We start from the raw sequence: 24,489 nt of genomic DNA on the forward strand, positions 1-24,489 counted from the left end.
ACTACAGCATATCGTTGTCGATAATCCGCCAGTGATGTTTGAGCAGGGCTTCCAGTTGGTTCTTATCTTTGGCTCGAAAAGCACTTAAAATTTGCCGGTGCTCTTCATTAACTTCGAGCAGTACCTCGGATAGCTTTGGTTTATTATCACTAACATACGACTGCCGGATGAAACTGTTCTTCAATGTGTTTAACATCTCAATGACTGTGGCATTACCACATCGCTGAATGTACAGATTATGGAACTGATATTGGTTCTTGTTGTAGGCAGCAAGATCAAGTTGGCTGATATCTTCGTCCATTCGGACTACCAGAGTTTCCATCTCCATAAGTTCAGATGGTCTGAGATGGTCTGCTGCAAGTGTGGCAGCAAGCGCCTCCAGCACACCGATCGCTTGGGAGAATTCCAGTTTTTTGCCTGCATCAAAAGGAGTGACAATAAATCCCCTGCGTGGGATGTATTGCAGCAGATTGTCTGAAGCCAGCTGAAAAAGCGCCTCCCGGGTAGGTGTGCGACTGATGTCCAGCTTTTTGCATATTTCGGCCTCGTTGATCTTCTGGTTGGGAAGTAACGTCCCGTCCTGAATCTTCTGGGCAATGTAATCGTATACGTGATCTTTCAAGGACCGGTATTTGGGTACCTCCATACCGAATCCTCCTTTCTATGTATAGTGAATAAATAGATGAGTGTGAGGCCGTACTGTACGCGCCGTTCAGGAGTTTCAAGTTTTTATCATCTTAACACCGAGGGGGAAGTTGGGCAAGCGAACTTCATGTTTCAGGCGATGTAAATGCTGTGTCATATATAGTACATTTTATGGAATTAAAGCGTATAAATGTTTAAATAATCATTGTGATAAACCAGATTGTTTGTTAGTATAACTTACATATAAGTCCATATATTGTCTTATGTATATTGTATACAAATCATGATGTTTCTCATTCAAAAAAAGAATAGGGGTATGATGTGTGAAAAAAGTGCTGTTGCCAATGATGCTGTTGTTAGTGGTTGTGATCATGTCCGCATGTGGGCAGGAAAAAACGACAGGAACCGGATCGGAGCCAGATTCATCCTCGGGAAATAACTCGGCAGAAAAGGAAGTAATTGTACTTGGAACCAGTGCAGACTATGCACCCTATGAATTTCATAAGAAAATCGATGGTAAAGATACCATTGTAGGTTTTGACATCGAGATTGCAAAAGCAATTGCGGCTGATCTGGGAGCCGAGCTGAAGATTGAGGACATGGACTTTGATGGCCTTCTTATGGCCCTCGGTACAGATAAGGTTGATTTTGTAATATCAGGCTTAACCCCTACCGAAGAACGGAAGAAGAATGTTGATTTTACGGATATCTACTATTATGCAGAGCAGGCTGTACTTGTTAGAGAAGGGGAAGATACGGCATTAAAGTCCATGGATGATCTATCAGGCAAACAGGTTGGTGTACAAAAAAGTTCCATTCAGGAAGGGATTGCTCAGGAAATAGAGGGGGCAAAGCTCACTTCTCTGGCCAAAATACCTGAACTGATTCTGGAGTTGCAGACAGGACGTGTAGACGCACTCATCCTGGAGAGGCCGGTGGCTGAACAGTATGTGAAGAACCAAGAGGGGCTTGTTGTTGCAGGTGTGGAGATTAAACAGGCTGAAGACGAGGGTGGTTCGGCCATCGCGGTGAAGAAAGGCAATCAGAAGCTGCTGGATCAGATCAACACTACATTGGAAAAGCTCAAAACGAACGGAGATATTGAACGGTTCGTCGTTGAAGCAAATGAGATGCTCGGCGAATAAACCGGACGAGTGAGGGACATGCCGTGAATTTAGATTTTTCCTTTCTATTAGAACATTGGCAGGATTATGCACGAAGTGCGTGGGTCACGCTTGAACTTTCCTTCTTCGGTGTATTGTTTGGTACGTTACTTGGTGTGATCATGGCATTAATGCGATTATCCCGAATATGGCCAATTAAATTTGTGGCATCGGCGTATATTGAACTCATTCGAGGAACGCCGATGCTGGTACAGATTCTTATTATTCATTATGGTCTGACGGTTGTAGGTGTGAACTTGCCGGCATTTATGTCGGGGGTGGTGGCTCTGACGATGAATAGTTCGGCTTATATGGCGGAGGTGTTCAGGGCCGGGATTCAAGCGATTGATAAAGGACAGACCGAGGCTTCGCGCTCCCTTGGTATGACGCATGGTATGACACTTCGCTATATTATACTGCCGCAGGCTTTTCGTAACATGCTTCCAGCTATCGGCAATGAATTCATTATTATCATTAAAGATTCTTCACTTGTCTCCATGATCGGCATAGCCGAGATTATATACACGGCCAGAACGATTCAAGGTGTTACGTTCCAGCCGCTTGCTCCGCTGCTTGTTGCCGCCGGCCTCTACTTTATCATCACATTTACACTGGCTAATTTACTCTCTTGGTTGGAACGTAGACTGTCTACTTCTCGCTAACTATTGATAAAGGATTGGTTCCGAGAAAGGCTTGGAGTAGGCTGGAGTGGAAAAAGAGAGATGTAGTCGTAAATGGGGATGGCATCGCATACATTGTTATTGTATTTTGTATACAATATTTTGGAAAGGTGTTGGGTGTGTATGTCAGATTCCAAAATGTTAATTGATTGGTCGGAGCGTTATGCTGCACCTAATTATCATCCACTCCCTATTGTTATTGAACAGGCGGAAGGGGTATGGGTGGAAGACCCTGAAGGCTGCCGTTATATGGATATGTTAAGTGCATACTCTGCATTGAATCATGGTCACAGACATCCTGTGATCATACAGGCGCTCAAGGATCAGGCAGATCAAGTGACGCTGACATCTCGGGCATTCCATAGCAGCTCAGCTTCTCTTTTTTATCAAAAACTCTCACAATTCACGGGGAAATCGAAGATTCTCGCCATGAATACAGGAGCGGAAGCGGTGGAGACTGCGGTGAAGGCGGTATGTAGATGGGCTTATCGTTGCAAAGGTGTACCTGAGAATCAAGCCGAAATTATCGTATGCTCTGGTAACTTTCATGGAAGAACTCTGACGGTTACGTCCTTTTCTTCTTCGGCGGAGTATAAAAAAGATTTTGGACCGTTCACACCTGGATTCAGGATTATTCCCTATGGAGATATTGAAGCGCTGAAAAAGGCCATTACGCCAAATACGGCTGCTTTTCTTGTAGAGCCTATACAGGGCGAAGCTGGAATCGTTATCCCGCCTGCTGGATATTTGGCTGAAGCTTTTGCTCTGTGTAAGAGCCAGAAGGTGTTGACTGTATCTGATGAGATCCAGACCGGATTTGGAAGAACCGGTCGCCGCTTTGCCTCCGACTGGGAGGGTGTTGAACCAGACATCTGGATTATGGGCAAAGCGCTGGGGGGAGGAGTCATGCCAATCTCAGCTATCGCTGCTGATGCGGAGATACTTGATTTGTTTGAGCCGGGATCTCATGGTTCTACGTTTGGGGGTAACCCACTCGCATGCGCCGTGGCTATAGCAGCTCTGGAAGTTCTTGAGGATGAGAAGCTTGCCGAGCGATCGGAACGTCTGGGGAACTATTTTATGAAAAGACTTCGAGATATTCGCAGTTCAGCCATACGGGATATTCGGGGGAAAGGCTTATTTATTGGTGTTGAACTGCATGAACCGGCCCGCCCTTATTGTGAGCGTTTGATGTCTACTGGACTGCTGTGTAAAGAAACCCATGAGACAACCATTCGATTTGCTCCACCACTGACGATTAAAGAGTCCGAGATTGACTGGGCAATGGAGAGAATTGAGCAGGTTTTGATTAACAATGAGGGAGCTGACCCTACATGAAAAATGACGATGATGTCCATGGTGGAATAAAAGATACTTCTATTGATACAAGTCAAACATCTGTACGGCGTAATATTGCTATCATTAAGGTTCCTTTTGGACTCGGTGGAGCGAGAGGTGGAGCTGAGTTGGGGCCCGATGAATTGATTACAGCTGGACTGAAGCGGGAGATTGCGAGTCTTGGGCTAGTGCTCTCCAAAGAAGTGCGGGTAGATTGTCCTTCGGAACCTGCAGCCCCTACTGAGCGGAATCGGGTGAAATATTTAAACGAAGTACGGCAGGTCAGCGAGAATGTGTTTAATGAAGTATCTGTTGCGGTAGAGGAGGGGGCCTTTCCGCTTGTCCTTGGAGGAGATCATAGTGTAGCGATAGGTACTTTCGCCGGATTAACTGCGCATTATTCTAATTTGGGGGTGATCTGGTTTGATGCGCACGCAGACTTGAATACGGAAGAACGAAGCTTGTCCGGCAACATGCATGGGATGAGTGTGGCTGCTTCTTTGGGTCATACTGCATATAATCTGTCTCACATTGCTGGAGCAGGCGCATTTATAGATCCATCCAACTTGGTCTATATTGGTCTGCGTGATCTGGATGAGTATGAGAAGGAGCAGATTAAGGGACTGGGCATCCAAGCATTTACGATGCATGATATTGACAGGATGGGTATACAGCAAATTATTGAGCAAGCGATAGCTATAGCTGGAGAAGGAACGGATGGTATCCACGTTAGCTTTGACATGGACTGTCTGGATCCGCGTGAGGCTCCGGGGGTGGGCACACCTGTACCGGGTGGTCTGAATTACCGGGAGGCACATTACGCATTAGAACTACTTGCTTCCACGAATCAAGTTACGTCCATGGAACTGGTTGAGGTGAATCCGTTGTTGGATCACAATAGACACACGGCACGACTTGGTGTGGAACTGATTGCTTCGTTACTTGGTAAGCGTATATTGTAAGCACTGAGAAGTGAAGCGGAGTGTGTAAGCTGTGCCTGAGGAGTGTACTTTATTTATTATAGAAGGAAAGAAAAATATGATCTCTGAAAACCGGGCTAGTCACAATCAATTGTTCACTGCAATCGCAGTGGAAGTGGCTTCCCTGGTTATATTTAATGGATAAGTATATTAGAAGCGCCGTAATGAGGGTGCTGAGAGTTATTTCTATCGTACAGGAGCGTCAAATTGCATATGGTACCGATGTTGTAGGCGATTATTAATAATCAAAAAAGACTTGCAATGTAAATCTGTACATGGTATATTCTAATTCCGGCCAAGAAAACACGAGATACACGGTGCGGCAAGCGAATGAAATAAGCTTCGAAAGAAACTTAAAAAAAGCTTGCAAAGTTGGTTCGGACATGATATTATATAAGAGTTGCTGAAGAGAACGGCATTCGGTAACGAAATAAGTTTGATCTTTGAAAACTGAACAACGAGTGAGTAAACATTCTGCTTGCAGAATGAAAGCGAAAGTTGGAGACAAGCGTTGGCTTGGATCGACTGGAGCACAAATGAGATTTTTAATCTCGTCAGATTCAAAATGAGCTTATCGCTCTTTTCAATACTTTATTGGAGAGTTTGATCCTGGCTCAGGACGAACGCTGGCGGCATGCCTAATACATGCAAGTCGAGCGGACTTGAAGAGAAGCTTGCTTCTCTGATAGTTAGCGGCGGACGGGTGAGTAACACGTAGGCAACCTGCCCTCAAGTTTGGGACAACTACCGGAAACGGTAGCTAATACCGAATAATTGTTTTCTTCGCCTGAAGGAAACTGGAAAGACGGAGCAATCTGTCACTTGGGGATGGGCCTGCGGCGCATTAGCTAGTTGGTGGGGTAACGGCTCACCAAGGCGACGATGCGTAGCCGACCTGAGAGGGTGATCGGCCACACTGGGACTGAGACACGGCCCAGACTCCTACGGGAGGCAGCAGTAGGGAATCTTCCGCAATGGGCGAAAGCCTGACGGAGCAATGCCGCGTGAGTGATGAAGGTTTTCGGATCGTAAAGCTCTGTTGCCAGGGAAGAACGCTTGGGAGAGTAACTGCTCTCAAGGTGACGGTACCTGAGAAGAAAGCCCCGGCTAACTACGTGCCAGCAGCCGCGGTAATACGTAGGGGGCAAGCGTTGTCCGGAATTATTGGGCGTAAAGCGCGCGCAGGCGGTCATTTAAGTCTGGTGTTTAATCCCGGGGCTCAACCCCGGATCGCACTGGAAACTGGGTGACTTGAGTGCAGAAGAGGAGAGTGGAATTCCACGTGTAGCGGTGAAATGCGTAGATATGTGGAGGAACACCAGTGGCGAAGGCGACTCTCTGGGCTGTAACTGACGCTGAGGCGCGAAAGCGTGGGGAGCAAACAGGATTAGATACCCTGGTAGTCCACGCCGTAAACGATGAGTGCTAGGTGTTAGGGGTTTCGATACCCTTGGTGCCGAAGTTAACACATTAAGCACTCCGCCTGGGGAGTACGGTCGCAAGACTGAAACTCAAAGGAATTGACGGGGACCCGCACAAGCAGTGGAGTATGTGGTTTAATTCGAAGCAACGCGAAGAACCTTACCAGGTCTTGACATCCCTCTGACCGGTACAGAGATGTACCTTTCCTTCGGGACAGAGGAGACAGGTGGTGCATGGTTGTCGTCAGCTCGTGTCGTGAGATGTTGGGTTAAGTCCCGCAACGAGCGCAACCCTTATATTTAGTTGCCAGCACTTCGGGTGGGCACTCTAGATAGACTGCCGGTGACAAACCGGAGGAAGGTGGGGATGACGTCAAATCATCATGCCCCTTATGACCTGGGCTACACACGTACTACAATGGCCGGTACAACGGGCTGCGAAATCGCGAGATGGAGCCAATCCCAACAAAGCCGGTCTCAGTTCGGATTGCAGGCTGCAACTCGCCTGCATGAAGTCGGAATTGCTAGTAATCGCGGATCAGCATGCCGCGGTGAATACGTTCCCGGGTCTTGTACACACCGCCCGTCACACCACGAGAGTTTATAACACCCGAAGTCGGTGGGGTAACCGCAAGGAGCCAGCCGCCGAAGGTGGGATAGATGATTGGGGTGAAGTCGTAACAAGGTAGCCGTATCGGAAGGTGCGGCTGGATCACCTCCTTTCTATGGAGAATCGTTTCCCGAGTGGAAACATTCAAATACGCAGCTTAGCTGCAAAACACTCACTCGTTGCTCAGTTTTGAGAGCTCAAACTCTCAAACAGCTTGCTTTTGCATGAAGCTTGTTCTTTGAAAACTAGATATCGAAACGAAACAAACGCGAATTAGAACATTCCTTTTTAGCTAAACTTGTGCAAACAAGTTTCAATAAAAACGGTAGATTGCTGGAGCGAGTGATCGAAATGGAGCGACTTTTGGATTTGGACGTAGTCCAAACCAAGCGGAGCGACAGCTCGAACACGAGCGCAATGGTTAAGCTACTAAGAGCACACGGAGGATGCCTAGGCGCTAGGAGCCGATGAAGGACGTGGCGAACAACGAAACTGCCTCGGGGAGCTGTAAGCAAGCTTTGATCCGGGGGTGTCCGAATGGGGAAACCCAGCTGGGGTAATTTCCAGTTACACCTAACTGAATACATAGGTTAGTGTGAGGCATACCAGGGGAACTGAAACATCTAAGTACCCTGAGGAAGAGAAAACAATAGTGATTCCGTCAGTAGCGGCGAGCGAACGCGGAGAAGCCCAAACCAAAGAGCTTGCTCTTTGGGGTTGTGGGACGTCTCACATGGAGTTACAAAGGAACCGGTTAAGCGAAGAGGTCTGGAAAGGCCCGCCAAAGAAGGTAAAAGCCCTGTAGTTGAAAGTCTGTTCCCTCCGAGACGGATCCCGAGTAGTGCGGGGCACGTGAAACCCCGTATGAATCCGGCAGGACCATCTGCCAAGGCTAAATACTTCCTAGCGACCGATAGTGAAGCAGTACCGTGAGGGAAAGGTGAAAAGCACCCCGGAAGGGGAGTGAAATAGAACCTGAAACCGTGTGCTTACAAAAAGTCAGAGCCCGTTTTAGGGGTGATGGCGTGCCTTTTGTAGAATGAACCGGCGAGTTACGTTCCCGTGCAAGGTTAAGGTGAAGAGCCGGAGCCGCAGCGAAAGCGAGTCTGAATAGGGCGACTTAGTACGTGGACGTAGACCCGAAACCGGGTGATCTACCCCTGTCCAGGGTGAAGGTGCGGTAACACGCACTGGAGGCCCGAACCCACGCATGTTGAAAAATGCGGGGATGAGGTGGGGGTAGCGGAGAAATTCCAATCGAACTCGGAGATAGCTGGTTCTCCCCGAAATAGCTTTAGGGCTAGCCTCGGAAAACAGAGTCGTGGAGGTAGAGCACTGATTGGGTGCGGGGCCCGCAAGGGTTACCAAGCTCAGTCAAACTCCGAATGCCATAGACTTACTTCCGGGAGTCAGACAGTGAGTGCTAAGATCCATTGTCAAAAGGGAAACAGCCCAGACCATCAGCTAAGGTCCCCAAGTGTGTGTTAAGTGGGAAAGGATGTGGAGTTGCACAGACAACCAGGATGTTGGCTTAGAAGCAGCCATCATTTAAAGAGTGCGTAATAGCTCACTGGTCGAGTGACTCTGCGCCGAAAATGTAACGGGGCTAAACACACCACCGAAGCTATGGCTTGATGCTTTGCATCAGGGGTAGGGGAGCGTTGTATAAGGGTTGAAGGTGTACCGTAAGGAGCGCTGGACATTATACAAGTGAGAATGCCGGTATGAGTAACGAAAAGATCAGTGAGAATCTGATCCGCCGAAAGCCTAAGGGTTCCTGAGGAAGGCTCGTCCGCTCAGGGTAAGTCGGGACCTAAGGCGAGGCCGAAAGGCGTAGTCGAAGGACAACAGGTCGAAATTCCTGTACCACCGTAAGCCGTTATGAGCAATGGGGGGACGCAGTAGGGTAGTGACGCGGACTGATGGATGTCCGTCTAAGCAGTGAGGCTGATGTGTAGGCAAATCCGCACATTGTAAGGCTGAGCTGTGATGGGGAGCGAAAATTATAGTAGCGAAGGTCATGATCTCACACTGCCAAGAAAAGCCTCTAGCCAGGTGATGGTGCCCGTACCGCAAACCGACACAGGTAGGCGAGAAGAGTATTCTAAGGCGCGCGGAAGAACTCTCGTTAAGGAACTCGGCAAAATGACCCCGTAACTTCGGGAGAAGGGGTGCCCCGGTAGTGTGAATAGCACGAGGGGGCCGCAGTGAAAAGGCCCAAGCGACTGTTTAGCAAAAACACAGGTCTGTGCGAAGCCGTAAGGCGAAGTATACGGGCTGACGCCTGCCCGGTGCTGGAAGGTTAAGGGGAGTGGTTAGGGAGTAATCCCGAAGCTGTGAACCGAAGCCCCAGTAAACGGCGGCCGTAACTATAACGGTCCTAAGGTAGCGAAATTCCTTGTCAGGTAAATTCTGACCCGCACGAATGGCGTAACGACTTGGGCGCTGTCTCAACGAGAGATCCGGTGAAATTTTAATACCTGTGAAGATGCAGGTTACCCGCGACAAGACGGAAAGACCCCATGGAGCTTTACTGCAGCTTGATATTGAATTTGGGTACGATCTGTACAGGATAGGTGGGAGCCTTTGAAGTGTGAGCGCCAGCTTGCATGGAGGCAACGTTGGGATACCACCCTGATCGTATCTAGGTTCTAACCTGGTACCGTAATCCGGTGCGGGGACAGTGTCAGGTGGGCAGTTTGACTGGGGCGGTCGCCTCCTAAAGAGTAACGGAGGCGCCCAAAGGTTCCCTCAGAATGGTTGGAAATCATTCGAAGAGTGCAAAGGCATAAGGGAGCTTGACTGCGAGACCTACAAGTCGAGCAGGGACGAAAGTCGGGCTTAGTGATCCGGTGGTACCGCATGGAAGGGCCATCGCTCAACGGATAAAAGCTACCCTGGGGATAACAGGCTTATCTCCCCCAAGAGTCCACATCGACGGGGAGGTTTGGCACCTCGATGTCGGCTCATCGCATCCTGGGGCTGAAGTAGGTCCCAAGGGTTGGGCTGTTCGCCCATTAAAGCGGTACGCGAGCTGGGTTCAGAACGTCGTGAGACAGTTCGGTCCCTATCTGTCGTGGGCGTAGGAAATTTGAGAGGAGCTGTCCTTAGTACGAGAGGACCGGGATGGACGTACCGCTGGTGTACCAGTTGTTCCGCCAGGAGCACCGCTGGGTAGCTATGTACGGACGGGATAAACGCTGAAAGCATCTAAGCGTGAAGCCCCCCTCAAGATGAGATTTCCCAGTATGTAAGACCCCTTGAAGACGACGAGGTAGATAGGCTGGGGGTGGAAGTGCAGCAATGCATGGAGCTGACCAGTACTAATCGGTCGAGGGCTTATCCAATAGCAAGTTGTAAATCGCATGTTTCGTTTCGAATCTAGTTTTCAGAGAACAACACTCTGAAATGTAAGCTACGCGTTTGGTGGCGATGGCGGAGGGGTTCCACACGTACCCATCCCGAACACGACCGTTAAGCCCTCTAGCGCCGATGGTACTTGGACCGCAGGGTCCTGGGAGAGTAGGACGCCGCCAAGCGATTTCCCTTTGGGGTATTTTTTTTGCCCCCCTTGCAAAGGAATAAGGGATATATATTAGGGCCCTTAGCTCAGTTGGTTAGAGCGCACCTCTGATAAGGGTGAGGCCGGTGGTTCGAGTCCACCAGGGCCCATAGCAAGACCACAACAAGAAATACACAGAGTATGGGGCCATAGCTCAGCTGGGAGAGCGCCTGCCTTGCAAGCAGGAGGTCAGCGGTTCGATCCCGCTTGGCTCCACCATTCCCTGATAGCTCAGTTGGTAGAGCACTCGACTGTTAATCGAGTTGTCACAGGTTCGAGCCCTGTTCGGGGAGCCATATGGAGAGGTGTCCGAGCTGGCCGAAGGAGCACGATTGGAAATCGTGTAGGCGTCACAAGCGTCTCGAGGGTTCGAATCCCTCTCTCTCCGCCAGATAATTTTTTTAGCACGGCCCGTTGGTCAAGGGGTTAAGACACCTCCCTTTCACGGAGGTAACAGGGGTTCGAATCCCCTACGGGTCATATTATGGAGGCTTAGCTCAGCTGGGAGAGCATCTGCCTTACAAGCAGAGGGTCGGGGGTTCGATCCCCTCAGCCTCCACCATATAAACTTTATAACGACGCGGGGTGGAGCAGCCCGGTAGCTCGTCGGGCTCATAACCCGAAGGCCGCAGGTTCAAATCCTGCCCCCGCAATTATACTTTCCTTGAGAAAGTGATCTGGAACCGTGGTGTAGTTGGCCTAACATGCCTGCCTGTCACGCAGGAGATCGCGGGTTCGAATCCCGTCGGTTCCGCCATTTTTAATTAAATATACACCGTGCCGGTGTAGCTCAACTGGTAGAGCAACTGACTTGTAATCAGTAGGTTGGGGGTTCAAGTCCTCTCGCCGGCACCATTTTTAGTATTTACATCTGAATTTGTGATAGAATGTATATTATAGATGCAGTTGTTAATACTAAGATACTCTTAGTGGATGAATGGCTTACTCTATGGCGGTCGTGGCGAAGTGGTTAACGCACCGGTTTGTGGATCCGGCATTCGGGGGTTCAATTCCCCTCGATCGCCCCATGATTTTTTATTGGGGATTAGCCAAGCGGTAAGGCAACGGACTTTGACTCCGTCATGCATAGGTTCAAATCCTATATCCCCAGCCATTTCATTACGAGTCATTAGCTCAGTTGGTAGAGCACCTGACTTTTAATCAGGGTGTCGAAGGTTCGAGCCCTTCATGACTCACCATTATATTTTGCGGTCGTGGCGGAATTGGCAGACGCGCACGGTTCAGGTCCGTGTGGGCTAACCCCCGTGGAGGTTCGAGTCCTCTCGACCGCACCATATGTTTTGCGGAAGTGGCTCAGCGGTAGAGCATCGCCTTGCCAAGGCGAGGGTCGCGGGTTCGATTCCCGTCTTCCGCTCCAATATTTGCGCCCTTAGCTCAGCTGGATAGAGCGTTTGACTACGAATCAAAAGGCCGGGAGTTCGAATCTCTCAGGGCGCGCCATTTTCTCATAAGTATCGGGATGTAGCTCAGCTTGGTAGAGCACCTGGTTTGGGACCAGGGGGTCGCATGTTCAAATCGTGTCATCCCGATTTTTTTTATTTGCGGGTGTAGTTCAATGGTAGAACTTTAGCCTTCCAAGCTAATAGCGTGGGTTCGATTCCCATCACCCGCTTCCTAGTAACATATAGAAGAGCCTTTGCTTATAGCAAGGGCTTTTTTTGCGTTAAAAAGAATCAAGTGTGATCTATTTAAAATAGGGCCAATTGTCATTTGATTAAGGATGAAGCGGAAAAATATAAGGATTTCTTTATTGGATTTAATCCTGTACCTGTAGAGAAAGTGGCTAATACGTTTATCCAGAGTGCACTTGGGATCGAAACAGCCCAAAACTTTAAAATATATTAAAAGCCTGATGTGAATGAAGAATTAAAGAATTACTGGAATGAAGAATTGCTGAATGAGACCATTTGGAATATTAAATATAAAGGAGATTCACCGAAAATTCGGTGGATCTCCTTTTGTTTGTTGTGGATGAAACAGACGGTACGTTTACTATTATGGAGCAGGTAGTCCAAGAACTTCGAGCATTTCATTACGTTTGAGCGATTCGGCAATGGGGCCGTCAATAAGCCATTTCTTAGCATTGAGGACATAGACATGACCATTTTGGACAGCGGGTAGGCTTTTCCATACTTGGAGTTGCTGGATTTCGTTGAGTTCATCTTTTGTTTTTTGCAACGCTTCAGCTGACCCATCTGAGCTAATGGACACGATAAACAGATAGTCTGCTTTGATTTCAGGCAAAAGCTCAACCGAGATACTGGCATTCATCCGATCCGGATTCTCGGCCTCAAGTTTGGTAACGAGAGCGTCGGGAGTGAATCCAATTTCATAACCCGCTCCTACATAACTGGAAGCTGGGAATGGCGTGGATGGAATGGACGAGAAGAACAAACGCATATCATTCTCTTCCAGGCGCAGGAATGCAGCTGTAGGTTGGGTCTTGGTGATATTCGCTGCGAGCTTCTGGGCTTCAGTTACCTGATCTTTATTTTTTTGTAAAAGCTGTTCAGCCCGCTCTTCAATATCCAGTGCAGTAGCTACCTGCACGATAGATTCCTGCCAATTACGGCGATCATAAGTGATCGTTGGCGCGATCTTCTCGAGTTGTTCGAGAATTTTGGCATCCAAACTGGCATTGGCAATAATGAGGTCCGGATTGGCGCTGACTACAGCTTCAAAATTGACACTTTCATTGATGGGTTCGATAGCCACGCCTTGGGCTTCAAGTTGCTCGTTCAGGTAATCTTGCCGGCCAATAGGTGTTGCAAGTACCAGTGGTACCTCCAAGGAGAGGAGAATATCCTCCATATTAATGGACACAATCCGTTCAGGGTGTGCCGGGATTTCTTTGCTGCCATTGGCGCTCTTCACAGTCTTAGTAGCTGATTCAGTGGATGAGCCTCCATCTGTCCCCGCAGCTGATTTCACGCCATCCGCAGATTGCTTCGAAGTGCTTGCAGGTGTCTGTCCACACGCAACAAGTAACATGGCGAGTATGAACAGGATCCCCGTTATTTTGACATAATGCTGTTTGTACATCATAAATCCCCCTGTGTTTCTATTGATATTGATTCTCAGTACACTTTATATTGTAGCGGTCTCATGTTGGGGGAGACATAGCCTTCTGTGCTATCCGGTCATGGATTAATGTGCTGAGTTCCACCAAAAAGTTTGATTGTTTCATCGATGATCTGATCGTGGGCATACGGCGAATAATCCAACCACGGCATTTCATCTAGCAGATATACATACTGGTTTTTCACGGGCATCAAATCTTGCCATAGCTGAGTCTGTTGTAGTTTATGCCAGCGTTGCTGGGATTCTGAGTCCGGGTCCACAATCAGTAACATGCGATCTCCAACCATTTGAGGCAACTCCTGTTCATCCAGTGCACGATAGACTTGCCCTGGAAGCAGATCGTGTGAAGGGGACACCCCCAGGTCGTTATATAGAACAGCGCCCCCATTGCGTCGCCCGTAGATTAACAGGTGGCCCATCATGATATGAATGATGGAGACCGTATCCTTACCTATAAGATGACTAAGCTGCTCTTTGGCATGGGCTACTTTGTCATCATACTGTTCCAACCATAGCTGAGCTTCTTGTTGCTGTCCCACAATGGAGGCAACTTGTACGAAGTGTTCCCGCCAGCTCAATCCTTTCCATGGGATAACGATGGTAGGAGCAATTCGCTGCAGCGTTCTTTTTAACGTATGGGCTTCGTACTCATTACAGAGTATGAGGTCCGGGCTCGCTTGCATCAACAACTCAACGTTGGTTTGCCAGATACGAGGATTCATTCGTTTGCTACGTCCCAGATGATAAGGGATATTGGAGAAAAAAAGATTCCTGTGTTGATCCCGTCGGTTATCGATTAATGCCGCATGGGGTATGATCTGTAATGCCAGCAGATGGCCGGTGGTTCCAAAGGAAAGGGCAGCGATTTTACTGCGTTTCTGCCGTTGATAGGTGGATGGAGACACGCCAACATATTTTTTGAATTTGCGACTAAAGTAAAACTCGTCCTGATAACCAACCTGTGAGGCGATATGTTTGATAGTCTGGCCGGGAACGAGCAGCATCTCTTTGGCCCTATCCATGCGGATACTATTCACATATTCCATGGGACTGATGCCAGTCCGGTTTTTGAATACCCTCGAATAGTGCCATACACTCATACCTGCCACTCCGGCAAGAACTTCCCGAGAAAGATGTTCAGCATATCCAAGCTCAATAAGTTCAAGCGTTTGATCCAAAGCAGAGGTGTGTTCGGAATCTCCTATTGCACTCTCTTTGGGAGGAGCATACACATGGGTCAACAATTCATGCATCAAAGTCTGAATACGAAATGGACGATTTTCTTGAGGTACAGAGATGCATTCATGGAGCTGCGAGGCAATTCTGGTACATTCCTGAAAAAGTTCATGTGGTAATGTATCTGCGTAAGAGGAACGAAGTAAACCTTTTTGGTAAATCTCCATTACAGTAGAGCCGGAAGTAGCTTTATTGATATTCGAAAGAGGCTTCAACAGATCAAAATGTATCGCGATGCCCTGTAAAGGATGAACCTCATCCGTTGTATATTCTATCGCTGTTCCTGGCAGGATCAGATACATTTTGCCGAGTGTGGCATGATTCAGCCTGTGCCCAATACGAATGGGGGAAGAAAAGACGCTTGATTGAGAACTTCAGATGTTTTGAATCTTGCATATAGGTCACGGGTATGGTCACCGTTAGATATCAGTGGAAAGACTTGCAAAGTCACCAGAATCCCTCCTTAACTTGCAATAGTAACATTACATAGGATGTGTTTGAGAATAATTATCAATTATCGCATATTGTCATTCAAATAAGAAGTCCATATGATAATATGAAATGATATACAGAAGAGAAAGCGAAGGGGGTATATAGAATGTGGTTTATACTTGGTTTTATTATCTTAGTTTCGATATTTGGTATTCGAACGACGAGTCGATCCAATAAACTAAAACAGCAGTTCGGATCAAGGTTACATGCAGTAGGGATTCATCAGTCAGGGCTTCCACGAGTTGCAGAAGGCAGGCGGGTGGATGTGCTGATAGGTAATGGGAACTTATATATTCAAAATGGTCAGCAAACGTTTGAACTCTCATTAAGAAAAATCGGGAGTGCAGGATATCCAAAAAGAACAGGCAGCTCAAATTCGAGAAATTATCTCGTAATACACTACGAGATGAATGGTAGGGTACGTCCGATAGTATTAAGATTTATGAAGCCTGCGCACGCTAAAGCATTTCTATGGGAAATCGAGGGTCAGCTATTCACGCAAAACTCAAGTGATGGATTTATAAGACTGTAGAAATTCTGATCATTGATCCACGTAACCCTCCACTATAAATTGAATTGAAACAGGTTACCGAGTTGGAAAATAGCCAATACATATTTACCTTGATCCAAACCGTTGAGCGAATAACCAGTAAAATCTCAACTGATGTTAATTTTAGAATTACTTAAATAACAGATCATTTAATTCACTACGCAAAAACAAGCTCCTCTCCTACGATGTACGCAGGAAGAGGAACTTGTTTTTTAGCAAGAGCTAGCGATTTAATATCTTTCCAGAATGGTTTGTGTTTTCAAGCCATCGGCAGGAATTAGCCAGTTGTTGTTCTCCAGCAATTGTAGCAGTTGGGTACGAAGTCCGGATACGGCTACAGCATCATCAGTTTTGAAAGAACCCTCTACGATATTCTCAATACCTGTACCTGCTGCATCACGAATCGGCCATACTTCGAGTGTAAGCTCTAGACCATTCCATGTACCTTCATAACGTTGGAATGTGATTGGGCCATATGCACGGGATTGTGTAAGCTGCTGTTTACCCCAGTTGGAGGAAGTCCAGCTTTTCAATTTGCCTGGAAGCTTGTCCAGTAACATGTTCAAGGCTTCTTGCTGCGAAGGAAGTTGAACACCTGTCGCTTTGGTATCGACTTTTTTGGTGTTGGAGAAGCTTAAGGTTTGTTTGCCATATCCCCAATCAATCTCAGCCTCGTAATTATCATCTGATTTATCAAAACCCTCTTGATTAGCCAGAGTCAGTGCTGCATTGATGTCGCCATTGATCACAGGGTAACGTTTTTTATAAGTCAATTCGTAGTTATTCTTGTCATCCTTTTTGCGAAAACGAACGTTCCATCCTTGTTGATCCAATCCGAGCGCATTGGTATCGAAGTACTCTACGTTAATGTTTCTTGGCGTGGAACTCAGGCCGAGTGTCTGAATCACTTCACTGCGTGGAGTCCCATCTGTATTCAATACAAGCTCCGGCTTGGCCAGAAACTTCACTTCATAAGCAGGAACGGCATTGGCAGCAGCTGAAGCCTGGGGTGCTCCCAGAAATGTCATTCCACTTCCCAATGTTACGATGCTCAGCATCAATGAGGCGGTTACCTTTTTCCACTTTTTCAAAACCCATCACTCTCCTAATCTGGATTAGCGTACAGACTCAACTTTATCGCCCGAGTATCTGAAAGCGATTAAAGGGAAGCGCACATTGCGTTAACCCTGCATAGATTTGATGAATGGCAAACGATAGTTTATAGCGGATCAGGGCAATCAGCCATGGAAAATGGGGAAGCCATGACTCACCTCTCGCAGCACTTCTTTGAAACGGTTTACCTGAACGGAAGGGTGGCGGTCCTTGTTATGTACGGTGTATATATGGCGCGGTGCCTGCTCTCCCGGAATGGGAAGAACTTGAATGAGCCCGTGCTGTTCCTCCCACTGTACCGCCATCCGAGACATGAATGAGACATGCCCTCCGATTAACACGAGCTGTTTGATCGCTTCCAGGGAATCCATCTCCACGGTGCTCCGCAAACGAATGTCATGTTGCGTGAGCCATTGGTTGGTTAACCGTCTAGTACTGGATTCATCGCCATGTAGGGCAAAAGGAATCTGAGCAATATGATCAGGTGTTAATGCATCCTTCTGGGCCAACCCATGTTGTGGAGAACAGATCAATACCAGATCGTCTTCACACAGCGTCTCAGCTTGCAGGGCGGGTCCAACAAATGGCTCGGAAGAGATCACGCCCAGATCAATCTGATGCCGAATTAACATCTCGCGAATAACAGGTGATGGTTTGACGGATAGGACGATACGAATGCCCGGGAATTCCTGAGAAAAGGTATTGAGTATGGTTGGCAGCAAATATGTGGCCGGTACATAGCTTGCCCCAATGTGCAGGGTGCCCCGGTAGAGACTGTCATATTCCTTCACTACCCGCCTTGCCTCTTGGGTCAAAGCATTGATTTTGACGGAATAGTGAAGCAAAGCCTGTCCGGCTTCGGTTAAAAATGTCTTTCCACTACGCGATTCAAATAATCGCACACCCATCTCTTCTTCCAATGACTTCATATGAAATGTAACGGTAGGTTGTTTGATCCCCAGTAACTCGGCCACGCTTGTCATGTGATGATGTTTGTCGATCAGCTCAACAATTTGTAGTTTGATCAGATTCAATGTCCCAACACTCCTCTCACTTCTACTAGCCCCAATATATAAGATGATCTAATGTTTTCATAAAGACGGAGAGTACAGAACCAATCTGAAGAAGCGAAGCCAAAAGCTTTCTGGAAGAAAGCTGCTTCGGAAGCATAAGCTTCGCCTTTATCCCCGGATTTCTCCCTTCATAAAGGGAATATAAGAAATCTGGGGATAACAGCGATCGAAAGATGGTGCTGTAATCGAAGTGACAACATGAAAATTTATTTAGTTCACCTACTATAGATTTAATCTATGAACATCAACAGAATTCATCTAAAAAGTTAATTCCAATTTTACATACAAGACATACAACTCGCGAAAGTGGACGTTAGACTGAGAACAGTGCAAGAGATCAAGTAACAGAAGACAGGCAGGGATGCTTATGAAATTAGAGATGACAGGAATTCAAAAATCATTTAATCAGACACCCGCACTGCTGCCGACAGATCTAACGCTTGAACATGGAAAGTTCACGACCCTGCTCGGCCCATCGGGCTGTGGCAAAACAACACTGCTTCGCATGTTGGCCGGGCTGGAACAGCCTGACGCGGGGGAGATTCGGGCAGATGGTCAGTGTATCTACTCTGCGGCGAAGCGGATTGATATACCAACACACAAGCGTAATCTGGGCATGGTGTTTCAGGATTTTGCATTATGGCCGCATATGACCGTATACGAAAATGTAGCGTTTGGCCTAAAGGCCGGAAAACAGAAATCTGATCTGCGACAAAAGGTGAACGAAGCCCTTGGCATGGTTCGCCTGCAAGGCATGGAAGATCGATATCCTCATCAGCTGTCTGGTGGACAGCAGCAACGGGTTGCTTTTGCCAGAGCGGTAGCCGTCAGACCTGGTGTGATCCTGTTCGATGAGCCACTGAGTGCACTGGATGCTGTACTGCGGGAAGAGATGCGGATTGAGATGATGTCATTGGTACGAGACATGGGACTGACTGCGCTGTACGTCACACATGATCAGATCGAGGCGATGTCGATGTCGGATGAGATTGTGGTGATGCAGAAGGGGCGGATATTGCAAAAGGGAAGCCCGGAAACGATCTACTCGGCGCCAAGTGATCCGTATGTCGCTTCGTTTATCGGAAAGTCCAACTGGCTCACGCCTAATCAATCGATGGTGCGTCCAGAGCATGTCACCTGGAACAAAACAGATCATGACGATCTGTGTTATCCGGGGACGGTACTTAGTGTCAGCTATGTAGGTGAGCGCTATGAAGTACGAGTGCAGATGGAAGGGCTTGGTGTATGGACAGCCTATATGAACCAAAGGGTGCGCGTCGGGGAGCGGGTGCAGCTCTATGTAACCCCTGAGCGGATATGCCGAATGGACGGTTATGACCAACCGAGTGTGAAGCAGAACGAAGCGATCGCAGTGGCATATTAAATTGTTGAACGAGCACGCAGTTGGAAGCAGGGAGTACACATTTTATAAGAAACCAGGGGAGATGGACGAATATGTTGGGTATGAAAACACGGAAAAAGAGCGCAATGCTGTTATTAACAGCGGTAATGAGTATCAGTTTGTTCGGATGTAGTACAGGGAACTCGACTACAGGCAACGCGGCACAACCCGCGGGTGAAGGAAACACAGCAGCGGCGGCGGAAACAACGAAACCGGCTGGCGGCAAGTTGGTATTGTACAGTGCTGGCCCACAGAAGCTGGCGGATAACATCGTGAGCGGATTTACGGACAAAACAGGGATCGAAGTTGAGATGTTCCAGGGAACAACAGGCAAAATTCTGGCTCGTATGGAAGCAGAGAAATCCAATCCGGTTGCAGACGTTGTGATTCTGGCTTCCTTGCCTTCCGCACAGGCTCTGAAAGCCGATGGACTGACTATGCCTTACCCCGAAGCAGCCAATGCAGACAAGCTGAACAAGGATTGGTCGGATGCAGAGGGCAACTATTTTAGCAGCAGTGCTTCCGCACTGGGTATTGTATATAATACCAAACTGGTATCTACACCACCAACAAGTTGGGCAGAGCTGGCTACGCCTGCTTGGAAAGATGCAGTGAACATTCCCGACCCTACCTTATCAGGTTCAGCACTCGACTTCATCACAGGATACCTGAGTGCGAACGGTGAAAAAGGTTGGGATCTGCTGAGTGCCTATAAAGCCAATGGTGTAGCGATGGCAGGTGCCAATCAGGAAGCACTTGATCCAGTCATTACGGGTGCCAAAAGCATCGTAGCGGCAGGTGTAGACTACATGGCGTATTCCTCCAAGGCAAAAGGCGAACCGCTGGATATCGTATATCCTGAGGAAGGCACGGTAATCAGCCCAAGACCGGCAGCGATTCTGAAATCCAGTCCAAATGTAGAGAATGCCAAAGCGTTCATTGATTACCTGTTATCCGATGAAGCACAGAAGCTCGTTGCAGATGCCTATCTGATCCCAGGCCGCGAAGACATTGAAGCGACTAACCGTGCCAATGTGAAGGATATTCCACAACTTAAAGTGGATTGGAACTGGATGAGCGAACATGGCGAAGAGACAGCGGCGCGTTTTTCCGAGACTTTTAAATAATAGGATAGAGACAACTAGGCAAAAGGAATACCTGCTGTCTGTGGAAAGTCATGTGAGGTGAACGTAGTGAAACCTGTTGGAATGGACAACAACCGAATTTTTCGGAGAGTGGGCGTAATTCTGGCCCTCTTTCTGCTGACCATAAGCATTGGTGTGCCGCTCTTGCTGATCTTCTGGCAAAGTGTGTATCCGGACGGACAATGGGACTGGATGGCTCCGATTCGCACGATTACAGGTCATCATCTATCAGGTGTATTGTTGAACTCCGTCTGGCTTGGTATCTGCGTTGTAGCGGTAACCACGCTGCTGGCGCTGCCGCTGGCCTGGATGATGGCGAAGACTCGGATGGGCGAGCATCGCTGGGTGGATGTAATCCTGATGATTCCGTTCATGACCCCGCCGTATATCGGCTCGATGGGCTGGATTCTGTTTATGCAAAAAGGGGGATATCTCCAGCAATGGGTGCCCTCATCTGCGGGCTGGAGTGAGCTGTTCTTCAGCTTCTGGGGCATGGTGCTCATCATGAGCTTGCACCTGTTCCCGTTCTTGTATCTGCTGCTTCGAGATGCATTGATCCGCATCGGTGGCAATCTGGAAGAAGCGGGAGCCGTGCACGGTGCACGAGCAGGATACCGTTTCAGACGCATTATTTTACCCCTGTTGTTGTCGTCTTACGGCATGGGGATCATGTTGGTCTTTGTCAAAACGATTGCGGAATTCGGAACACCGGCAACCTTTGGGCGAAAGATTGGCTATTATGTCATGACCTCCGAAATTCATAAGTACATCTCCAGTTGGCCGATTGACTTCGGTAAGGCGACTTCGCTGGCATCGGTACTGCTATCCGTCTGTCTGGTGATGTGGTATATGCAGTCTGCCATGAGCCGGAAGTTCACGTATCGTCTGGTGGGTGGCAAAGGGCAACGTTCGAAGCGATATTCCCTTCGTGGCGGAGCAGGATGGTTGTGTGGGGCGTATCTTGCAATTCTGTTGATCCTGTCGATAGGTATCCCATATTTCTCCATCATTGCCGCTTCGACCATGAAGTTACGGGGATCGGGGATTGCTTTTGATAATCTGACCTTGGATCATTACAAGGAGCTGTTATCTTGGGGTTCGGTGAGTATGAAGGCGATCGGGAACAGTCTGGGATTATCCCTCGCGGCTTCAACCGTTGCTGTTATTATCGGTACTGGGTTTGCACTCGCGATCGGCAAATCATCTTCATTCATGCAGCGTGTGATTGACTTGTTCAGTCTGTTGCCTAATACAGTGCCGGGCATCGTGATGGTGGTGGGACTGATTCTGTTCTGGAACTCACCCTGGATGCCAGTCACGTTGTATAACACCTACGGCATGGTTGTGCTCACGTACGTTGTTCTCTTCTTGCCTTACACCGTGCAGTATGTAAAATCGAGCTTTACCCAGATTGACGGAACGTTGTTCCAGGCTGGGCAAGTGTTTGGCGGGAAGCCGCTGTATATTCTGCGGCGCATCCTGATCCCACTGATCCTGCCCGGCATGTTGGCCGGCTGGATGATGACCTTTACGATTGCTACCCGTGAGCTGGTAGGTTCGTTGTTGATTCTTCCACCGTCGATGCAGACGTCGGCTACGTATATTTTTGCGCAGTTTGAACAAGGTCAGGTATCACTTGGCATGGCGATGGCCGTTGTAACTGTAGGTATGACGGTGCTGATGCTGCTTGGAATCGAACTGCTGAATTCAAAGAGAAAGTGGAATGCATCATGATCAAACTGAACATATGGGGCGGTGCAGGGGAACATGGACGTTCCGCCTATCTCCTGAGCGGGAGCAATGTTCGCCTTTTGCTGGATTGTGGTGTGAAAAAAGAAGGCACAGGCCAGTATCCGCTGATTGAACCGGAGATTGTCCCGCAACTGGACGCAGTCCTGTTGTCCCATGCCCATGAGGATCATTCGGTCGCCATCCCTTTGCTGTATAAGATGGGCTACCAGGGTGAAGTCTGGACAACAAGAGAGACGAGGGAGCAGCTGCGTACGTATTTTGCCAACTGGCGTAGGTTTGCAGAACGTGTAGGCGAAGTGCTTCCTTATGATGAAGCAGATGAGCAAGCTATTCGTTATCGGTATCTGGAAGATGAGGTCGTATCCCAAATCTGGTTCGAACCCATTCCCGAAGTAAAAGTGATGTGGGGCCGTAGTGGACATCTGGCTGGATCGGTGTGGTTTGGGGTTGAAATGGAAGGTAAGCGGATTTTCTATTCCGGGGACTACACGTCCGAGTCGATGCTTTTACAGGAGGATTGTCCAGCGGAGGCGTTCTGGCAGACAAGCATACTTCGTGAGAATCCTGTGTCCGATGCTCCGAGCAGTGAACAGTGGGGCGCGGAGGAATTAATCGTTATGAACAGGGGGCAAAGGGCTGGAGAATTCATAACGTCACAAGATCAGACATCTGTTGCATCAGAAGCGTCGTCAAGAACACTCGTATCCATGGAGATACCCATGAAGCAGAGGAATTTCTCATCCAATGGAGCAGATGGAGCAGTCAGAGCAGGCAGAGCAAACGTAGCAGACGCTGCGCCAATATCTTCCGTCGGGCTGGTGGATCTGGCGATCGTTGATGCGGCCTATGGTACGGACCAAGATACACAGGCTGACAAACTGGAACAGCTGGAACAAGCCATTCGCCAGACGATTGCTCAAGGTGGAAAGGTGCTCTTACCCATGCCTGTTGTAGGGCGTGGACAGGAGATCATACTGTGGGCACAGCAACAATTCCCGGCTATCCCAATCGTAGTGGAACAAGGACTGGTGGACGGCATGAAGCAGCTTATGCATGTTCCGTATTGGTTGAGGGAGAAGGGAGAGCATGTCATCGGAAGTTCGTTGAAAGACGAAATTGATGGCTTTCTGACCAGACGAGGGTGGGATCTGCCTACGACCACCCAAGAACGGGAACAACTGTTGGAACATCATGCTGCTTCGCTATGGTTTATTCCGGACGGCATGATGCAGTCCTCGCTTGCCCGTTGGTATTATAGTCAATTCTCGGACAGGGAGGAGAATCTGATTCTGCTCACCGGGCATGTTGCCCATGGTACATTTGCTGATAAGTTGCTACGGGTTCCTGAAAAGTATGGAGTGTGTGATGTGCGAAAAATACGTTATAAAGTGCATCAGGGCTGGAAGGATGTTGAACGGATGCTGCATCAGGTTCCAGCAAGGCATGCGGTCCTTGTGCATGCTGACCGGGCAGAGACGGACAGATTAAAGAAAGGTTTGCTCAGAAATAGCCCGTCACCGGGAACAGTTATACATTCACTGTCTGCTGGTGACGAGCTATATGTGTGAAATGTGCATGAAACGAAGTGATGCGTCAGATTGGAACGTCCCTGGGGACGTTCTTTTTCCATTGAATTGTTATAATTTAGGGTTCGCGATGAATGGGGTGTTCCAGTTCGGCATGGCCCATCAAACTATCAACGGCTTCACCATCCACCAATATATCCAGGCTGTTCACTTCCTCAAATTGAAACATCGTTGTTGTTAAAGCTTCTAATGCGAGCAATTCTCCACTGGTACCGAGGTTGGCTTCAGCGGGGATATGAACATCCAAAGTCACCGTACCCTCAGCATATTGGACAGAGATCAATTCCACCTGCTCCCAGAGAGAAACAAGCTCCGAATCAGTATTCGTTTGCATAGCTACAAATGTTTTTTCATATTTCTCGGAATCATCTTTGTATTCAATTTCCTGCTCTGTTTTCTCTAGCTCCAGTACCTGAGAGTCTGCCAAATATACATCGACGACTTGTGTATTCATTGTGCCCAGATCCACCTCCGGTTCGGATGGGTTTGGTGACTGCGCCTGTCCTCCCTGAACAGCAGGTTCATTCGAACCGGATTCGTTCACTGGCTTCTGGGCACATCCAACTCCGATAAGGATCAAGCATGATAATACAAGTGCACAACCGAGCTTCTTATTCAAAGGATCACTTCCTTCATCTG

At 48.2% G+C, this 24,489-nt stretch carries 16 protein-coding genes, 17 tRNA genes and 3 rRNA genes; 30 read left to right on the forward strand and 6 right to left on the reverse strand.

Going from position 1 to position 24,489, the window contains the following annotated elements:
• Nucleotide 1: 1 nt before the first annotated feature.
• Nucleotides 2-646, reverse strand: coding sequence for a GntR family transcriptional regulator (locus AC4E8D_RS01745; RefSeq protein ID WP_221825677.1), 645 nt, complete (start codon nt 644-646; stop codon nt 2-4).
• Nucleotides 647-968: 322 nt separating this feature from the next.
• Here AC4E8D_RS01745 and AC4E8D_RS01750 point away from each other — a divergent pair, with 322 nt between their 5' ends.
• The 25 genes from AC4E8D_RS01750 (at nt 969) to AC4E8D_RS01870 (ending at nt 12,265) form a co-directional block, all read left to right on the forward strand.
• Complete coding sequence (locus AC4E8D_RS01750; protein WP_339306505.1) at nt 969-1,790, forward strand: transporter substrate-binding domain-containing protein; 822 nt, start codon at nt 969-971, stop codon at nt 1,788-1,790.
• Between the two features lie 23 nt (nt 1,791-1,813).
• Nucleotides 1,814-2,470 (forward strand): amino acid ABC transporter permease, encoded by a 657-nt coding sequence (locus tag AC4E8D_RS01755; protein WP_076217210.1) that lies wholly within the window; start codon nt 1,814-1,816, stop codon nt 2,468-2,470.
• Nucleotides 2,471-2,611: 141 nt separating this feature from the next.
• Nucleotides 2,612-3,826, forward strand: coding sequence for an ornithine--oxo-acid transaminase (locus AC4E8D_RS01760; protein WP_490205780.1), 1,215 nt, complete (start codon nt 2,612-2,614; stop codon nt 3,824-3,826).
• Nucleotides 3,823-4,788, forward strand: a complete 966-nt coding sequence (rocF, locus tag AC4E8D_RS01765; protein WP_339306510.1) for an arginase — start codon at nt 3,823-3,825, stop codon at nt 4,786-4,788. The genes AC4E8D_RS01760 and rocF overlap by 4 nt, the downstream gene beginning before the upstream one ends.
• Nucleotides 4,789-5,397: 609 nt before the next feature.
• Nucleotides 5,398-6,950, forward strand: a 16S ribosomal RNA gene (locus tag AC4E8D_RS01770).
• Between the two features lie 306 nt (nt 6,951-7,256).
• Nucleotides 7,257-10,184: ribosomal RNA gene (locus AC4E8D_RS01775) — 23S ribosomal RNA — on the forward strand.
• Between the two features lie 75 nt (nt 10,185-10,259).
• Nucleotides 10,260-10,376, forward strand: a 5S ribosomal RNA gene (gene rrf / locus AC4E8D_RS01780).
• Together the 16S, 23S and 5S rRNA genes with 17 tRNA genes alongside form the textbook arrangement of a ribosomal RNA operon.
• Before the next feature lie 59 nt (nt 10,377-10,435).
• Nucleotides 10,436-10,509, forward strand: a tRNA-Ile gene (locus tag AC4E8D_RS01785).
• A gap of 33 nt (nt 10,510-10,542) precedes the next feature.
• Nucleotides 10,543-10,618 (forward strand) — tRNA-Ala (locus AC4E8D_RS01790).
• Between the two features lies 1 nt (nt 10,619).
• Nucleotides 10,620-10,695, forward strand: a tRNA-Asn gene (locus AC4E8D_RS01795).
• A 3-nt stretch (nt 10,696-10,698) separates the two neighbouring features.
• Nucleotides 10,699-10,790, forward strand: a tRNA-Ser gene (locus AC4E8D_RS01800).
• 17 nt (nt 10,791-10,807) lie between these two features.
• Nucleotides 10,808-10,879 (forward strand) — tRNA-Glu (locus AC4E8D_RS01805).
• 6 nt (nt 10,880-10,885) lie between these two features.
• Nucleotides 10,886-10,961 (forward strand) — tRNA-Val (locus AC4E8D_RS01810).
• 17 nt (nt 10,962-10,978) lie between these two features.
• Nucleotides 10,979-11,052 (forward strand) — tRNA-Met (locus tag AC4E8D_RS01815).
• 26 nt (nt 11,053-11,078) lie between these two features.
• Nucleotides 11,079-11,156, forward strand: a tRNA-Asp gene (locus tag AC4E8D_RS01820).
• A gap of 22 nt (nt 11,157-11,178) precedes the next feature.
• Nucleotides 11,179-11,254, forward strand: a tRNA-Thr gene (locus tag AC4E8D_RS01825).
• 97 nt (nt 11,255-11,351) lie between these two features.
• Nucleotides 11,352-11,427, forward strand: a tRNA-His gene (locus AC4E8D_RS01830).
• An 11-nt stretch (nt 11,428-11,438) separates the two neighbouring features.
• Nucleotides 11,439-11,513, forward strand: a tRNA-Gln gene (locus tag AC4E8D_RS01835).
• A gap of 9 nt (nt 11,514-11,522) precedes the next feature.
• Nucleotides 11,523-11,598: transfer RNA gene (locus tag AC4E8D_RS01840), tRNA-Lys, on the forward strand.
• 9 nt (nt 11,599-11,607) lie between these two features.
• Nucleotides 11,608-11,694, forward strand: a tRNA-Leu gene (locus AC4E8D_RS01845).
• 8 nt (nt 11,695-11,702) lie between these two features.
• Nucleotides 11,703-11,777, forward strand: a tRNA-Gly gene (locus AC4E8D_RS01850).
• A 6-nt stretch (nt 11,778-11,783) separates the two neighbouring features.
• Nucleotides 11,784-11,860 (forward strand) — tRNA-Arg (locus tag AC4E8D_RS01855).
• 15 nt (nt 11,861-11,875) lie between these two features.
• Nucleotides 11,876-11,949: transfer RNA gene (locus AC4E8D_RS01860), tRNA-Pro, on the forward strand.
• Nucleotides 11,950-11,961: 12 nt separating this feature from the next.
• Nucleotides 11,962-12,032 (forward strand) — tRNA-Gly (locus AC4E8D_RS01865).
• 98 nt (nt 12,033-12,130) lie between these two features.
• A complete protein-coding gene (locus tag AC4E8D_RS01870) occupies nt 12,131-12,265 on the forward strand; it encodes a hypothetical protein (protein ID WP_490205781.1) in 135 nt (44 codons plus the stop codon).
• Between the two features lie 150 nt (nt 12,266-12,415).
• Here AC4E8D_RS01870 and AC4E8D_RS01875 read toward each other — a convergent pair whose 3' ends face one another.
• Complete coding sequence (locus AC4E8D_RS01875) at nt 12,416-13,465, reverse strand: ABC transporter substrate-binding protein (protein ID WP_339306512.1); 1,050 nt, start codon at nt 13,463-13,465, stop codon at nt 12,416-12,418.
• 95 nt (nt 13,466-13,560) lie between these two features.
• Complete coding sequence (locus AC4E8D_RS01880; protein ID WP_490205782.1) at nt 13,561-15,039, reverse strand: helix-turn-helix domain-containing protein; 1,479 nt, start codon at nt 15,037-15,039, stop codon at nt 13,561-13,563.
• Nucleotides 15,040-15,335: 296 nt separating this feature from the next.
• On the opposite strand from AC4E8D_RS01880, the gene AC4E8D_RS01885 reads away from it, so the two are divergent.
• Nucleotides 15,336-15,761 (forward strand): hypothetical protein, encoded by a 426-nt coding sequence (locus AC4E8D_RS01885; protein WP_490205783.1) that lies wholly within the window; start codon nt 15,336-15,338, stop codon nt 15,759-15,761.
• Between the two features lie 248 nt (nt 15,762-16,009).
• On the opposite strand, the gene AC4E8D_RS01890 is transcribed toward AC4E8D_RS01885, so the two are convergent.
• Nucleotides 16,010-16,870, reverse strand: coding sequence for a hypothetical protein (locus AC4E8D_RS01890; protein ID WP_490205784.1), 861 nt, complete (start codon nt 16,868-16,870; stop codon nt 16,010-16,012).
• Between the two features lie 147 nt (nt 16,871-17,017).
• On the reverse strand, nt 17,018-17,926 hold the full coding sequence (locus tag AC4E8D_RS01895) for a LysR family transcriptional regulator (protein WP_076216600.1): 909 nt from the start codon (nt 17,924-17,926) through the stop codon (nt 17,018-17,020).
• 406 nt (nt 17,927-18,332) lie between these two features.
• Here AC4E8D_RS01895 and AC4E8D_RS01900 point away from each other — a divergent pair, with 406 nt between their 5' ends.
• From AC4E8D_RS01900 to AC4E8D_RS01915, 4 genes are all read left to right on the forward strand, one after another.
• A complete protein-coding gene (locus AC4E8D_RS01900) occupies nt 18,333-19,349 on the forward strand; it encodes an ABC transporter ATP-binding protein (protein WP_490205785.1) in 1,017 nt (338 codons plus the stop codon).
• Between the two features lie 71 nt (nt 19,350-19,420).
• Entirely contained in the window at nt 19,421-20,494 is a 1,074-nt protein-coding gene (locus tag AC4E8D_RS01905; protein WP_036673000.1) for an ABC transporter substrate-binding protein, read from the forward strand.
• A gap of 81 nt (nt 20,495-20,575) precedes the next feature.
• The gene (locus AC4E8D_RS01910) at nt 20,576-22,246 is read left to right on the forward strand and encodes an ABC transporter permease (protein ID WP_221823952.1); all 1,671 of its coding nucleotides are present in this window, start codon (nt 20,576-20,578) and stop codon (nt 22,244-22,246) included.
• Nucleotides 22,243-23,832: an MBL fold metallo-hydrolase gene (locus AC4E8D_RS01915; RefSeq protein ID WP_490205786.1), complete on the forward strand. Its 1,590-nt coding sequence runs from the start codon at nt 22,243-22,245 to the stop codon at nt 23,830-23,832. Before AC4E8D_RS01910 ends, AC4E8D_RS01915 begins: the two co-directional genes overlap by 4 nt.
• Nucleotides 23,833-23,908: 76 nt before the next feature.
• On the opposite strand, the gene AC4E8D_RS01920 is transcribed toward AC4E8D_RS01915, so the two are convergent.
• On the reverse strand, nt 23,909-24,469 hold the full coding sequence (locus AC4E8D_RS01920; RefSeq protein WP_221823771.1) for a GerMN domain-containing protein: 561 nt from the start codon (nt 24,467-24,469) through the stop codon (nt 23,909-23,911).
• Nucleotides 24,470-24,489: the final 20 nt, after the last annotated feature.

Source organism: Paenibacillus sp. SRL342 (assembly GCF_984798905.1).